The following is a 13,835-nucleotide window of genomic DNA, read 5'->3' as shown; positions in this document are numbered from 1 at the left end:
CCGCAAGCGGCGCCGATTAAGAACCAAATCGGGTTCATGTTGTATTTTTTCGCCATCGGCCAAACGGGTTCAGGTCCAGGCGGATCGGGCCATGGCCAGCCCTGCATAGCGGGGCTGGTCGATCAGGCAGTTTTCCGCCGCAAGCCGCCGCAAATGATGGTGCACGGCCGGGGTGACGCTGGCCGGATCGCGGCGCACGGCAGTGGCAAGTCCCGGCGCATCATAGCCCAGGATGCCCAGTCTTCCCTCCTGACTGCTCCGGAAGCGCGGCCCGAGCGCGGCGTCGCGCGCCGCCATGCCCAGCGCATTCATCGCCACCCTGGCTTCGAACCGAGCATGTCCGCGGGCATTGGCAGCGACCTGCCCCTCGATCCACAGACTGACCGCATCGGCAAGCGCGGCACCGCCTGGCACGCCGGTTTCTGCCGGGACATCGCAATCCGGCCAGTCCATCGGCGCCGGCACCGCAGCCAGCTCGTCCGACAGCATCAGCATCAGGTCGATCTCGACTTCCGAAACGCGGCGCCCGATCACCAGCCGCTCCGGACCCGCCTGGTCGCCGCGCCGCCAGATATCGGCCATGATCAGGCAGCATACGCCCCACCACAGGCACGAATAAACCAGCCAGAAGCGGAAGCGCGCGGGATCGACCTGCGCGCCGGTGATTGCCGCGTAATGCTTGAGCATGTCCTCGGGCTGGCCAAAGCCGCCGAGCACCTTGTCATAGCGCCCGAAGCGCCAGCTCGGTATGCAGCCAAAGGCCAGATCCTGCACCGGATCGCCCAGATGCGCCAGTTCCCAGTCCAGCACGGCGGAAAGACCCTCGGGCGTTACCAGCAGGTTGCCCATGCGGAAATCGCCGTGGCACAGACGCGGCTCGACCGGATCGGGCAGCGCGCGCTCCAGCCAGCCGAAGGCCAAAGCATAGATCGGGGAAACCCCGCCCAGTTCGCGCCAGCGCGTCTCCAGATCGGTAACCATGTCAGCCGGGCTGCGATAGCTGAGCGCCTGGGGCAGGGTGGCAGGGGCGATCGAGTGGATGGCCGCCAGCTGTTCGGCCCATTGCTTCGGCAGCGCGCTGAGCGCGTCCGCAAAGGCCGGATCGCGCAGCAGAACCTGCGGCAGCGCCTCTCCGGGCGCACAGGCCATGATGAAGCCCTCGCCAAGGCCATCGCCCGGCACCAGCCGCGCGCGCACCGCCGGGGCCATCACGCCTTGCTCGACGGCACGCTCGATGACGTCGGCCTGGCCATCGAGATCGAGCGCACCGGAATCGATCGCGGTATCGTCGCTGCGCATGCCGTCGGGCATCCGTCGCAGGATCAGCAACTCGTCGCCCCAGGCAAAGCGCCAGCTCTGCATGCTTGCGCCGCCGGAAAGCCGCCTCAGGTCGGCAAGCGGGCCGGTTCCGCCCAGCGTGGCGCGGCAAAGCGTTTCCAGCCGCTGGGCAAATGCTGTATCGTCCATGCACCGTTGTTAATCGATCGGTTAAATCGCCGCAAGCGGCTTGCCACCAAGTGCCTTGCAACAAAGTGGTAACACGATTAACGGGCGGCGCTTGATGCACGGGGCTGGAGGGCGCCGGCGCGAAACCAGCGGGGCGAGGGACGACGACAGTCATGACACGCGCATTCATTTTTCCGGGACAGGGCAGTCAGAAGGTCGGCATGGGCAAGGCCCTGGCCGAAGCGAGCGCAGAGGCGCGCGCCGTGTTCCAGGAGGTCGACGACGCGCTCGGCCAGAATCTGTTCAAGCTGATGACCGAGGGGCCGGCGGACGAGCTGCAGCTGACCGAGAATGCCCAGCCCGCAATCATGGCCAATGCCATTGCCGTGCTGCGCACACTGCAGCACGAGGCAGGCGACGTGCCGGTCAGCTTTGCCTATGTCGCCGGGCACAGCCTGGGCGAATACAGCGCATTGTGCGCCGCCGGTTCGATCGATCTGGCCACCACGGCAAGGCTGCTCAAGCTGCGCGGTCAGGCCATGCAGGCGGCGGTGCCGGTGGGCGAGGGCGCGATGGCCGCGCTGCTGGGCATCGAGTTCGAGGAAGCGCTTCGTGCAGCGGAACAGGCCGCAGGCGACCAGGTCTGCGCCGTCGCCAACGACAATGCCTTTGGCCAGGCGGTGATCTCCGGCCATGTCGCCGCCGTTGAGCGCTGCCTGCCGATTGCCAAGGAAATGGGCGCGCGCAAGGCGATGATGCTTCCCGTGTCGGCGCCCTTCCACTGCGCGCTGATGCAGCCTGCGGCCGACCGCATGGCCGAGGCGCTGGCCACCACCGAGATCAGGGATCCCATCGTTCCGCTGTTCGCCAATGTCACCGCCGCCCCGGTCGGCGATGCCGCCACCATCCGCAGCCTGCTGGTCGAACAGGTCACCGGCATGGTGCGCTGGCGGGAATCGGTGATGGCGATGCGCGATGCGGGCGTAAGCCACTTTATCGAACTGGGTGGCAAGGTTCTGGTCCCGATGATCAAGCGTATCGTCGAGGATGTCGACAGCGAGAGCATTGTCGAGATGAGCGATATCGGCAGTCTGCTCGAGGCGGTTTGATGTTCAACTCCACTCCCTTTACGGGAGAGGGTACAAGGGCTTGGCAGCTTGCTGCCTGGCTGACGTTGGAGAGGGCTGGGCAGGATCATGCCCCCTCTCCCGCTGCGACTAGGCGGACAAGCCGCCAAGTCTCGCGGCCTCTCCCGCAAGGGGAGAGGCAAAGCTAGGGAGAATTTCGCATGTTCGATCTTACTGGCATGACCGCCCTGGTCACCGGCGCAAGCGGCGGCATTGGCTCGGCCATCGCGCGCGGCCTTGCGGCGCATGGCGCGCGGCTGGCGCTGTCGGGCAGCAACGAGGCGAAGCTGCAGGAGTTTGCGGTGTCGCTGGGCGGCGACCATGTCGCGCTGACCTGCAATCTTTCGGATCCGGTTGCCGTGGACGCCCTCGTGCCTCGGGCAGTCGAGGCGCTGGGATCGCTCGACATTCTGGTCAACAATGCCGGCATCACCCGCGACAACCTCGCCATGCGGATGAAGGACGAGGAATGGGCGGACGTGATCCGCGTCAATCTTGAAGCCGCGTTCCGCCTCTGCCGCGCCGCTGCCAAGCCGATGATGAAGGCGCGCTTCGGCCGCATGATCTCGATCACCAGCGTGGTGGGCGCGACGGGCAACCCCGGCCAGGCCAATTATGCCGCTTCCAAGGCCGGGCTGGTCGGCATGTCCAAGGCGCTGGCGGCAGAGCTTGCCAGCCGCAACATCACCGTCAACTGCGTCGCGCCGGGCTTCATCGCCTCGGCTATGACCGAGGTTCTTCCTGAGGCGCAGAAGAGCGCCCTGCTGGGCCGGATTCCGGCGGGCAAGCTGGGTGAGGGTGATGACGTTGCGGCAGCGGTCGTCTATCTTGCCAGCCGCGAGGCCGGCTATGTCACCGGCCAGACGCTGCACGTCAACGGCGGTATGGCGATGCTGTAAGGCCGCCCCGCCCTGCCAGCCCTCTTGCCAGCCGAGAAAAGCGGCATTAGGGCGTGGCGGTGATTTCAATTCGCATTTTTTCGTTACACACAAATCGAAGGAACTCTGCATGAGTGAGACTGGCGACCGCGTTAAAAAGATCGTGATCGAGCATCTCGGCGTGGAAGCCGAGAAGGTCACCGAAGACGCAAGCTTCATCGACGATCTGGGCGCTGACAGCCTCGACATCGTCGAACTGGTGATGGCATTCGAAGAAGAATTCGGCGTGGAAATCCCTGACGATGCTGCCGAGAAGATCAGCACCGTCAACGACGCCATCGAATATATCGATAGCCACAAGGGCTGAATTGCAGCTCGCACGGGGGCCCATCGCACCGGCAGGACATCGCCTCGCGCGTGAGCGGCGGGTCGGGTCCGGTGGGCAGCGTCGCTGCGTTTTCGCGGCGACCATGTGAAGATAGGATGGCTTCCCTGATCGCCCACTAGCGAACGGGGAAGCCATTTTTCGTTTTCGCGCGAGGCCGGGGCCATTGCTCCGGTGTCAGGCGAAGAAGGTTTTGCAGGAGTAGGGCGAATGCGCCGTGTAGTCATTACGGGTCTGGGTCTGGTCACGCCGCTGGGGGCAGATGTCGAGACCGCGTGGAGCAATCTGATCGCTGCCAGGTCGGGCGCCGGCACCATCACCCGTTTCGACGCGAGCGAGTACAAGTGCCGCATCGCCTGCGAGGTGAAGCCTGCGACGCACGAATATGGCTTCGACCCCAACAAGCGTGTCGATCACAAGGTGCAGCGCCAGGTCGATCCATTCATCATCTATGGCATCGATGCTGCGGGACAGGCGCTGGAAGATGCCGGTCTCACCGACATGACCGAGGCCGAACGGCTGCGCGCGGGCTGCTCGATCGGATCGGGCATTGGCGGATTGCCGGGCATTGCCAGCGAATCGCTGGTGCTCAACGAAAAGGGGCCGGGCCGCGTCAGCCCGCATTTCGTGCATGGCCGCCTGATCAACCTGATCTCGGGTCAGGTCAGCATCAAATATGGCCTTATGGGCCCCAACCATGCGGTCGTCACCGCATGCTCGACCGGCGCGCACTCGATCGGTGATGCCGCGCGGATGATCGCGCTGGATGATGCCGATGTCATGCTGGCGGGTGGCGCGGAAGGCGCGATCTGCCCGATCGGCATTGCCGGCTTCGCGCAGGCACGCGCGCTTTCGACCGGCTTCAACGACACGCCCGAACGGGCATCGCGCCCCTATGATGTCGACCGTGACGGTTTCGTCATGGGCGAGGGCGCTGGCGTCGTGGTGCTCGAGGAATACGAGCGCGCCAAGGCGCGTGGCGCAAAAATCTATGCCGAGGTGATCGGCTATGGCCTGACCGGCGATGCCTATCACGTCACCGCCCCGCATCCCGAAGGTTCGGGCGCGTTCCGGTCGATGGAAATGGCGCTGCGCAAGTCGGGCCTGGCACTCGAGGACATCGACTATATCAACGCGCACGGCACCTCGACCCCGCTGGGCGACGAGCTGGAGCTGGGCGCGGTGCGCCGCCTGTTCGGTAGCGCCATCGACACGCTGTCGATGAGCAGCACCAAATCCGCCATCGGCCACCTGCTGGGTGGCGCGGGCGCGGTGGAATCGATCTTCTGCGTGCTGGCCATGCGCGATCAGATCGTGCCGCCGACGCTCAACCTCGACAATCCGAGCGAGAGTTGCCTGGGCGTCGATCTGGTTCCGCACAAGGCCAAGGAGCGCAAGGTGCGGGCGGTGCTCAACAACAGCTTCGGCTTTGGCGGCACCAACGCCAGTCTGATCATGAAGGCGGTCTGAGGCAATCATGCTGCGCCGTCTGGGATGTATCGTTCTGGCTGGCGCTGCGGCGCTGGTGCTGCTGATCGGCGGCAATTTCTACTGGGGCTGGACCGCGTCCGGCCCCGCGCCCGAGGAAATGGCGGTGGTCATTCCTGCGGGCAGCTCGCTGGCCAGTGCGGCGAGGGTGCTGGAGGAGAAGGGCGCGATCAGCTCGGCGGGCGCGTTCCTCAACCGGGCGCGCGTGTTCGGCGGCAGCGATCCGATCAAGGCCGGCGAATTCATCATCCCCGCAGGCGCTAGCAACGCGCAGATCCTCGATATCCTGCAAGGCAGCGAGGTCATCCGGCGGATGGTCACCGTGCCCGAAGGGATGCCCAGCATCCTGGTGCATGAAAAGCTGATGGCGCAGGATCTGCTGACCGGCGAAGTGCCCGTGCCCGAGGAAGGCTCGATCCTGCCCGAGAGCTACAGCTTCGAACGCGGCGAGAAGCGCATCGCGGTGATGCTGCGGATGCAGAAGGCGATGCAGGACACGATCGCCGAGCTCTGGCCCAATCGCTCGCCCGAGACAGTGGTGAAGACTCCGCAGGAAGCTGTCATTCTGGCGGCGATCGTCGAGAAGGAGACCGGCAAGGCCTCCGAACGGCGGATGATCGCGGGCGTGTACAGCAACCGTATCCGCAAGGGCATGATGCTGCAGGCCGACCCGACGATCATCTATCCGATCACGCGCGGCAAGCCGCTCGGTCGCCGCATCCGCCAGTCCGAAATCTCCGCCGTCAACGATTACAACACTTATGCGATGACCGGGCTGCCCAAGGGCCCGATCACCAATCCGGGCCGGGCCTCGATCGAGGCGGTGCTCAACCCCGCGCGGACCGATGCGCTGTATTTCGTCGCGGACGGCACCGGCGGCCATGTGTTCGCCAGCACGCTCGCCGACCATAACCGCAATGTCGAAAAGTGGTTTGCCATCCGCCGGGCCCGCGGGGAAATGTGATCACCGGCTCCAGCGGCGCTTGCGCGCAGTAAGGGCCAGCCAGATGGCCAGAGCGATCGACCCGGCGACCAGCGCCTGAAAACCGAGCACATCGGCCGAAAGACGCGACGGATCTGCAAACAGCCATGCGTTCTGCAGCACCAGCCCGATGGCTGAAGCGACGAAAAGCCACAGAGCGATATTGCGGCGAAGCAGCAGCGCGATGGCGCCGGCGGTTCCCGCGACCGTGGCCAGCACAAAGCCGTAAAAGGCGATAGCAGGCCGCTCCGCGTAGATTGCCTGCTGTTCTGCAGCGAGTTTCGACACATCGCCGACGCCGAGCACCGGATCGAAGAGCAGCGCCACCAGCCCGATGACGTTCCACGCCAGCAGAACAATGGCCAGCAGCCAGAACCAGCCCAGGGGCCGTGACAGGATCATAGAAGCTCCCCTTCGATACATCCAAAATGGATATGATTTTCAGCCAAAGCAAGCATGTCACGTCTGTCTGCGCCCGGTCCAATCGACTGTCATGGCGAATGCGACCAATTCATCGAAAAAAGCGATTACGGCCCACGAATGTTTTCATTTCACAGCCGGCATCGGCATCCCTAAATGTTGCGGTGCAAAATATTCCCCCCCATCGTTCAAGGAGTTTCCCATGATCGGACGTCAGGTTCCCAATGTCTGCCTGAAAACGCGCGTACGCGACGACAGCATCGAAGGCCCCAACCCCTTCCGCTGGGAAGACAAGCTGACCGGTGATCTGGTGGCCGGCAAGCGCGTCGTCATCTTCTCGCTGCCCGGCGCGTTCACGCCCACCTGCTCGAACTCGCAGGTCCCCGGCTTCGAAGCGATGTATGACGATTTCCGCGCCGAAGGCATCGACGAAATCTATTGCGTGTCGGTCAACGATGCGTTCGTGATGTACCAGTGGGGCAAGTCGCTGGGCGTCGAGAAGGTGAAGCTGCTTCCCGATGGCTCGGCCGACTTCACCCGCCGCATGGGCATGCTGATCCGCAAGGACCATGTCGGTTTCGGTGAGCGCAGCTGGCGTTATGCCATGGTGGTCGACAATGGCGTGATCACCGACTGGTTCGAAGAGCCGGGCATCAACGATCATGGCCTCGACAACGATCCCTATGGCGAAACCGCTCCGGAAAACGTGCTCGCCAAGATCAAGGCGAAGCAGCCCGAACTGGCCTGAGCCGGTTCGCCGACGAAATCCCTAGACGGGTCGCAAGCGGGGGCGTGGTGCAGCAATGCACCGCGCCCCTTTTGCGTTCTGGCCAGGGCGGCTAGGGAAGGGCGATGCGGCGTGAACCCATCATCATGACTGCCATGCTGGGATCATCAGACCAGGTCTGGGCCAATGCGCTGCGCCGCGCGCATTATCCTGCCGATCGCAATGTGGTCGATGCGCATGTCACGCTGTTCCATCATCTGCCCGGTCCCTATGAGGGCGAGCTGGTCGTTCGGACGCGGGCGCTGGCACGCGAGTATGCACCTCCGGCAGCGCAACTGAGCGATGTGATGCGCATGGGCAATGGCGTGGCCTATCGCATCCATTCGCCCGGGCTGCTGGCAATCCGCGCGATGATGGCCGATGGGCTGCACGGCCTGCTCACCGCGCAGGATCAGGGTGTGCCCCGGCTGCACATCACCGTGCAGAACAAGGTGGAAGCCGCTGCAGCCCGCACGCTGCATGCCGAGCTGTCTGCCGTCTTCGTGCCACGCCCGCTAGTCATTTCGGGGCTGGCGCTCCATCGCTACCTGGGCGGGCCGTGGGAGCCGATCGGCAACTGGCCGTTCCGTGGCAAGGCGCAGGTCCGCTAACGCCGAGGCAACACCAGGCCGATCGGTATTATTGGCTGCGCATTCAGGCGCGACTGCGGGCAGGGCCCGCCATGAGTCGCGGAGTATTCCACGGTACACGCAGGCGCGGAGCCCGCATGCAAACGGGGGAGCATCTCCTCCCGAAGATGCTCCCCCGCCCAGTCCTGCAAACAGGCCTGAAGGTCAGTTTATCAGACTTTCTTCTTGCGCCCGCCACCTCGGCCCTGCTTGCCAAGGCCAATCTGAAGCGCCAGCTCGCGGCGGCGCTCTGCATAGTTGGGAGCTACCATCGGATAGTCCTTGGGCAGGCCCCATTTGGCGCGATATTCGTCCGGTGTCAGGTTATAGTGCACCATCAGGTGGCGCTTGAGCATGCGCAGCTTCTTGCCGTCCTCAAGGCAGACCAGATGATCGGGCTTGATCGACGAGCGGATCGGTACTGCCGGTTCCTTGGGAGCTTCGGGCTGTTCTTCTTCTGCAGTTGCGATGCCTTGAAGCGCAGCATGGACGGAGGAGATCAGCTGTGGAATATCCGAATTTGCCACCTTGTTGTTGCTCAGATGCGCGACAACAATATCAGCGGTCAAAGAAATCAAGGTTTCCACATCGTCCATAGTCGCACCTGCTTAGCTGATTGATCCAATCTGGCGGGACTATTAGTCCGTTATGGACCAAATGCAAATCATAACTGTCCGCAAAAAGTGACGCCTTCTGGCACAATCTGTTGCGTCTGGCGCAGCCGATCACCGACTTTCGGGGGCGCACGGGCTGTCTTGCGCAGGGATGTAGCGCGCCAGGGCGGCGACGATGTCATGCACGCCCTGCAGATCGGAAGCGGCGGAAATCTGCCGGATGGCCGGTCTCACCGGCAGGCGGAAGCTGATGACGCCGGCCTCGCTTTCCTGTCGCCGAGCGCCGATCGAGAGGATGAAACGGATCGCAGGCATGTTCTCAGCCAGGGTCTGCACCTCCAGCTCGCACATGGCCTCCACCTCGCAATGGATGAGCAGCACCGTGGTCAGCATCCGGGCGAGTCCAAGTCCGTGATAGTCGTCGAGCACCGCTATCGAGAACTCGCCGGCGCGGGGCTGGTGCTCGCTGCGAATCGCATGCACAGCGCCAACCGCCGGATTTGCGCGCCCGTCGAGATGGATCGCGCCCCATGCGATATGGTCGTGGCCGTCCGCGTCGAGCAGCCGTTCGATGACCGGGTCCGACGGCATGGGCTGGACCGAAAAGAAACGCATGTAGCGCGACTGTTCGGAAAGCCGCGCGATGCCTTCGCGCATCCGCACTTCATCGGAATGGCGGATCGATCGCAGGCAGATGCGCTTGCCGTCTGCAGCCACGGTCTCGATGATCTCGTCGTGCAGCGCCCTCGATTGCGGTCCGTCCACCCTGTGCCTCCTCAGGCTCGTCGGAGAGACATGATGGCACAATTGGCAGGCTGTGCGCAGGCCCGGAACGACCGGGACGCGATTTTCAGGCCGTCATCAGTTCCTCGCGCAGCGAGTCGACCCATTTCGCGACCGCGCGAAAGGCCTTTTCGGTCATGCGCAGATACACCTTGCGGTGGTCGTTCATGTCCTTCTCACGCGTGATCAGCCCCTGTTTCATCATGCGGTCGATATAGCGCAACGAGGTGGTGGCGGGGCGGCGCGAGGCAACGCAGGCGCTGGTCACCGAAACGTCGCGCCCGGTGATATGGCCGACAAACAGGTCGAGCAGCATGTCCCATGCGGGGTCCGACAACAGGCTGGGTCCTGCAATCGCATCGCGTTGTCCGCGCAGCTTGAGATAGCGGCTGGCGGCTTCGGCACGCGCCTTCCAGGGTTCGTTGGCATCCAGCAGCGGCTGGGGAGCCTGCTGGCCGTTTTCCGGGACGAGGATGAGGCAATAGAACTGGGTCATTGGGGGGGTACCAGACGTTTGAAGGCGCGATGATCGAGATACACCCCGGCCACCATGCTGAGCAGCAGGGGGACGGCCCAGAAAGTGGCGATGGCCGAATAGATTTTCGGCAGATAGCCCGGGGCGAGGATCGTCGCGAAATGGGTGGCTACGGTGAGGAGCTGGAAGGCGGTGATCCACAAGGGCCAGTACCGGTTGCTGCGCAGCGCGAACACGTAAGCGGCGACGAGATAGGCCGTGTCGACCGCCATCAGCGGCCAATGCGTCTGTCGCCATTCGGTATCCACGGTCTGCGCGGCCCAGGTGAGCAAGGTCGCAATCACGAAAAGCCCGACGGCCTTCCTGCCTTCAGTCTCGCCGTGCAGCCAGACAAAGCCGCAGCTGAGCGATGCGAGGAGCCAGAAGATGATCGGAATCATGGCAATGGCTCATCGCATCGCTGGGCTGCCGTCAATCGAATGCCGGCTCGGCTTGCGGCGCATCTTCCTGGAGCGACCCGGAAAGCGGCGTTTCGCCGGGGCATCCGACATTCATCGGCGCCTGATTGCTGCGGCGCTTGACCGATTGGAGATGTCCGACCAGTTTCACCATCGACCCGCGGGCCGAAAGCAGGTGGCCGGTGCTTTCGTGGATGGCACGCAGCGCGATCTGCGAATCGCCAGCAGGAACCTCCGAAAGCGCGCTGGCTTCGAGCATGGTCACCGAAAGCCGGGCCGCATCGAGGATTGCGCGGTCATAGCTGGCAAAGGACGAGCGGGTATCCTGTGCGACGATGCGGACGGCGTTGCCATCGATATGCATGGTTCATCTCCTTCTCGCACCCCTCAGGGTGCAGCGATTGGCATGACACCGGATCAGCTGAACGCCTTGAGCGCTCCGCCCAGCACCAGCGCAAAGGCCATCGTGCAGATGAGCGCCAAGCCCGCGATACGCAGGATGGCTGCCGTCTTCTGGCTTGCGTCGAGTGATTGTCCGATGCCACCGACAGGAGGAAAGCCGAACCGCATCTGCCACTGGCTGGTGGAGAGCGTCTCGGGCAGTTCCGCTGCCGACGCCGAAGGAGGTGTCACATCGGTCAGGGGGTCGGCAACTGGCGCCGGCTTGAGTTCAAAAGACTTGAATCCGCGTTCCGACCGGCTTTCGACGTACCAGCGCGCGGCGGTTCGCCGATCGGGTGCACCGAGCGCCGTCTTGGCGCGCTGCAGATACTGATCGACCGTCATCGGTGTCAGGCCCAGGCGCTTGGCAATTTCCTTAGATGTATATCCCTCTGCGACAAGGCACAGGCAATTGACCTGAACATCGGTCAATTCTGCGTGCGCATGGTTCAAGTCATCGCCCCCGATTTGACGGTACATCCACTTTGGATACCATTAACCTTCACTTCGGACATATCGCATTCGCAAGCCGAATGGAATTGTTCCGCGCCGGGACAGGCGCGTCGAGTTCGGTCCGGAATCATCGCCTATTTGCGGCGCAGTGCCTCTGTTCGCCAAACCGCAGGCAAAAGGCCGCGCGAATCACAAGGATTGGCGCGGCCTCGAACATCCAGAGGAATGGGGTGCCTTATTCCGGCAGGAAATCGGGGACCGACAGATAGCGTTCGCCGGTATCGTAATTGAAGCCGAGCACGCGCGAGCCTGCGGGCAGATCGCTGAGCTTCTGGGCAATGGCGGCAAGGGTAGCACCCGAGGAAATGCCGACCAGCATGCCTTCCTCGCTGGCCGAGCGGCGCGCCATTTCCTTGGCGTCGGCGGGATCGACCTGGATGACGCCGTCGAGCAGTCGGGTGTGAAGGTTGCCGGGAATGAAGCCGGCGCCGATCCCCTGGATCGGGTGCGGGCCGGGCTGACCGCCTGAAATGACCGGGGACAGGGTCGGTTCGACCGCATAGACCTTGAGACCCGGCCAGTGCTTCTTCAGCTCCTCGGCGCAGCCGGTAATATGCCCGCCGGTGCCGACGCCCGTAATCATCACGTCGATCGGCGAATCGGCAAAGTCGTTCAGGATCTCCTGCGCGGTGGTGCGAACATGCACCGATACGTTGGCCGCATTCTCGAACTGCTGGGGCATCCAGGCGCCTGGCGTCTGATCGATCAGCTCCTGCGCGCGCTCGATCGCGCCCTTCATCCCCTTTTCGCGCGGGGTCAGGTCGAAGGTCGCGCCATAAGCGAGCATCAGTCGCCGCCGCTCGATCGACATGCTTTCGGGCATCACCAGCACCAGCCTGTAGCCCTTGACCGCCGCGACCATGGCGAGGCCCACGCCGGTATTGCCCGATGTCGGCTCGATGATCGTGCCGCCGGGCTTGAGCGAACCATCCGCTTCGGCCGCCTCGATCATGGCGAGCGCAATCCGGTCCTTGATCGATCCGCCCGGGTTCGAGCGTTCGGACTTGATCCATACCTGGGCGTCGCCGAACAGGCGGTTGACGCGCACATGCGGTGTCCTGCCGATGGTTTCGAGGATATTGGCTGCGATCATCTCGATGTCTCTCCTGCTGAGCGCGCCGTTGCATATGGCGCTGGCGATGGGATCAGGCTTCTTCCTCGGCAGGATCGAAGCTGCGCGCGGCACCGATCTGCGGAAACAGGCGGGACCAGAGCGCTGTGATCAATATAGCGCCGCCACCGCCCGCCACAACCGCCGCCACGGGGCCGATCAGCCAGGCCAGCATGCCCGAAAAGGCATCGCCCAGTTCGTTCGAGGCGGAAACGGTGAGCAGCGACACGGCGGAAACGCGGCCACGCTTGTCGTCAGGGGTGTTGAGCTGGATCAGCGACTGGCGGACATAGACGCTGAACATGTCGGCCGCGCCCGCGACGAACAGGCATGCCATCGAGACGACGAGAATGCGGCTGAAGCCGAAGATCACCGTGACCAGGCCGAACAGCAGCACGCTGATCAGCATCTTGTTGCCGACATTGGCGCGGATCGGCCGGAACGAGAAGATGAACGCGACCAGCGCGGCACCTGCGGCGGGCGACGAGGCCAGCAGCGACAGCCCCTGTTCGCCGACCTGCAATATGTCGCGGGCAAAGACCGGCAGCAGCGCCGTCGATCCGGCGAGGAACACCGCGAAAAGATCGAGCGTGATGACGCCCAGCACAAGTTTGTTCTGGCCGACATAGGCCATGCCGTCGATGATCTGCGCGATCGGCCCCTTGCCCTTGTCCATGATGGTGCGCGGCACGGGTCCCACGGTCAGCATGGCAAGGCCAGCCAGCGCATAGAGACACGCGCTGACGATATACGGAAGATCAGCCCGGATCGCGTAAAGCGGCCCGGCCATAGCGGGGCCGATCAGCATGCCCGATTGCCAGGCGATCGAGGACAGTGCGATCGCGGTGGGGAGCGAGGCCTTGGGCACCAGATTGGGCGCCAGCGCGCTGAGCGAAGGGCCAAGAAAGGCGCGAGCAGTGCCCAGCAGTGCCGCGATGGCATAGAGGATTGGCAGGCTGATCAGGCCATGCGCGGTGGTCCAGGCGAGGGTCGCTGCGATCGCGGCCTGACAGAACAGCACGGTCCGCGCAACGAAGCGCCGGTCCATGCGGTCCGCGATCCAGCCGACCAGCGGAGTGAGCACGAACAGCGGCGCGAACTGCAGCAGCCCGATCATTCCCAGCCGCGCAGAGCTCGAAGCGATGTCCATCGTCTCGCGCGCGATGTTATAGGCCTGCCAGCCAACGATCAGCATCATCGAATAGAGCGCGAGCATCGACGCGAGCCGCGTCAGCCAATAGGCGCGATAATTGGGGATGGTGAACGGGTGAGGGGCGGCAGCAGAATCCATGCCGCTCCGGTAGGCCAGGGTTTCCCGT

The 13,835-nt window shown here is 63.9% G+C and carries 17 protein-coding genes; 7 read left to right on the top strand and 10 right to left on the bottom strand.

Translation table 11 applies throughout. The annotated features are described in order from the left end of the window. Nucleotides 1–69 precede the first annotated feature (69 nt). Nucleotides 70–1,467: a phosphotransferase family protein gene (locus tag C7451_RS14935; RefSeq protein ID WP_110299765.1), complete on the bottom strand. Its 1,398-nt coding sequence runs from the start codon at nucleotides 1,465–1,467 to the stop codon at nucleotides 70–72. A 152-nt stretch (nucleotides 1,468–1,619) separates the two neighbouring features. On the opposite strand from C7451_RS14935, the gene fabD reads away from it, so the two are divergent. From fabD to mltG, 5 genes are all read left to right on the top strand, one after another. Further along, nucleotides 1,620–2,555 (top strand): ACP S-malonyltransferase, encoded by a 936-nt coding sequence (gene fabD / locus C7451_RS14930; RefSeq protein WP_110299764.1) that lies wholly within the window; start codon nucleotides 1,620–1,622, stop codon nucleotides 2,553–2,555. Nucleotides 2,556–2,734: 179 nt separating this feature from the next. Further along, nucleotides 2,735–3,472 (top strand): 3-oxoacyl-[acyl-carrier-protein] reductase, encoded by a 738-nt coding sequence (gene fabG / locus C7451_RS14925; RefSeq protein WP_110299763.1) that lies wholly within the window; start codon nucleotides 2,735–2,737, stop codon nucleotides 3,470–3,472. A 109-nt stretch (nucleotides 3,473–3,581) separates the two neighbouring features. Beyond that, nucleotides 3,582–3,818, top strand: a complete 237-nt coding sequence (locus C7451_RS14920) for an acyl carrier protein (RefSeq protein WP_023836488.1) — start codon at nucleotides 3,582–3,584, stop codon at nucleotides 3,816–3,818. Between the two features lie 228 nt (nucleotides 3,819–4,046). Continuing rightward, entirely contained in the window at nucleotides 4,047–5,306 is a 1,260-nt protein-coding gene (fabF, locus tag C7451_RS14915) for a beta-ketoacyl-ACP synthase II (RefSeq protein WP_110299762.1), read from the top strand. Nucleotides 5,307–5,313: 7 nt separating this feature from the next. Further along, nucleotides 5,314–6,288, top strand: a complete 975-nt coding sequence (mltG, locus tag C7451_RS14910; RefSeq protein WP_110299761.1) for an endolytic transglycosylase MltG — start codon at nucleotides 5,314–5,316, stop codon at nucleotides 6,286–6,288. Here mltG and C7451_RS14905 read toward each other — a convergent pair whose 3' ends face one another. Further along, nucleotides 6,289–6,708, bottom strand: a complete 420-nt coding sequence (locus C7451_RS14905; protein ID WP_110299760.1) for a hypothetical protein — start codon at nucleotides 6,706–6,708, stop codon at nucleotides 6,289–6,291. Nucleotides 6,709–6,928: 220 nt separating this feature from the next. On the opposite strand from C7451_RS14905, the gene C7451_RS14900 reads away from it, so the two are divergent. Both C7451_RS14900 and C7451_RS14895 read left to right on the top strand, forming a co-directional pair. Continuing rightward, on the top strand, nucleotides 6,929–7,474 hold the full coding sequence (locus C7451_RS14900; RefSeq protein WP_066114329.1) for a peroxiredoxin: 546 nt from the start codon (nucleotides 6,929–6,931) through the stop codon (nucleotides 7,472–7,474). A 104-nt stretch (nucleotides 7,475–7,578) separates the two neighbouring features. Then, a complete protein-coding gene (locus tag C7451_RS14895; RefSeq protein ID WP_110299759.1) occupies nucleotides 7,579–8,103 on the top strand; it encodes a 2'-5' RNA ligase family protein in 525 nt (174 codons plus the stop codon). A 191-nt stretch (nucleotides 8,104–8,294) separates the two neighbouring features. On the opposite strand, the gene C7451_RS14890 is transcribed toward C7451_RS14895, so the two are convergent. The 8 genes from C7451_RS14890 to C7451_RS14855 all read right to left on the bottom strand — a co-directional run bounded on the left by C7451_RS14890 (nucleotide 8,295) and on the right by C7451_RS14855 (nucleotide 13,807). Next, nucleotides 8,295–8,717, bottom strand: coding sequence for a Ros/MucR family transcriptional regulator (locus C7451_RS14890; protein ID WP_110299758.1), 423 nt, complete (start codon nucleotides 8,715–8,717; stop codon nucleotides 8,295–8,297). Nucleotides 8,718–8,846: 129 nt separating this feature from the next. Beyond that, a complete protein-coding gene (locus C7451_RS14885; RefSeq protein WP_110299757.1) occupies nucleotides 8,847–9,500 on the bottom strand; it encodes a GNAT family N-acetyltransferase in 654 nt (217 codons plus the stop codon). A gap of 85 nt (nucleotides 9,501–9,585) precedes the next feature. After that, nucleotides 9,586–10,014 (bottom strand): helix-turn-helix domain-containing protein, encoded by a 429-nt coding sequence (locus tag C7451_RS14880; protein ID WP_110299756.1) that lies wholly within the window; start codon nucleotides 10,012–10,014, stop codon nucleotides 9,586–9,588. Beyond that, entirely contained in the window at nucleotides 10,011–10,433 is a 423-nt protein-coding gene (locus tag C7451_RS14875; RefSeq protein ID WP_110299755.1) for a hypothetical protein, read from the bottom strand. The genes C7451_RS14880 and C7451_RS14875 overlap by 4 nt, the downstream gene beginning before the upstream one ends. A 31-nt stretch (nucleotides 10,434–10,464) precedes the next feature. Further along, the gene (locus C7451_RS14870) at nucleotides 10,465–10,815 is read right to left on the bottom strand and encodes a hypothetical protein (RefSeq protein ID WP_110299754.1); all 351 of its coding nucleotides are present in this window, start codon (nucleotides 10,813–10,815) and stop codon (nucleotides 10,465–10,467) included. Between the two features lie 53 nt (nucleotides 10,816–10,868). Next, on the bottom strand, nucleotides 10,869–11,345 hold the full coding sequence (locus C7451_RS14865; protein ID WP_244181937.1) for a helix-turn-helix domain-containing protein: 477 nt from the start codon (nucleotides 11,343–11,345) through the stop codon (nucleotides 10,869–10,871). A gap of 235 nt (nucleotides 11,346–11,580) precedes the next feature. Then, complete coding sequence (cysK, locus tag C7451_RS14860; protein ID WP_110299810.1) at nucleotides 11,581–12,498, bottom strand: cysteine synthase A; 918 nt, start codon at nucleotides 12,496–12,498, stop codon at nucleotides 11,581–11,583. A gap of 52 nt (nucleotides 12,499–12,550) precedes the next feature. Beyond that, nucleotides 12,551–13,807 (bottom strand): MFS transporter, encoded by a 1,257-nt coding sequence (locus C7451_RS14855; protein ID WP_110299809.1) that lies wholly within the window; start codon nucleotides 13,805–13,807, stop codon nucleotides 12,551–12,553. Nucleotides 13,808–13,835: the final 28 nt, after the last annotated feature.

Source organism: Blastomonas natatoria (assembly GCF_003201955.1).
Classification (GTDB): Bacteria; Pseudomonadota; Alphaproteobacteria; order Sphingomonadales; family Sphingomonadaceae; genus Blastomonas; species Blastomonas natatoria.
Note: the sequence above shows the minus strand (reverse complement) of the source record. Positions and strands in the feature narration are given on the sequence as shown.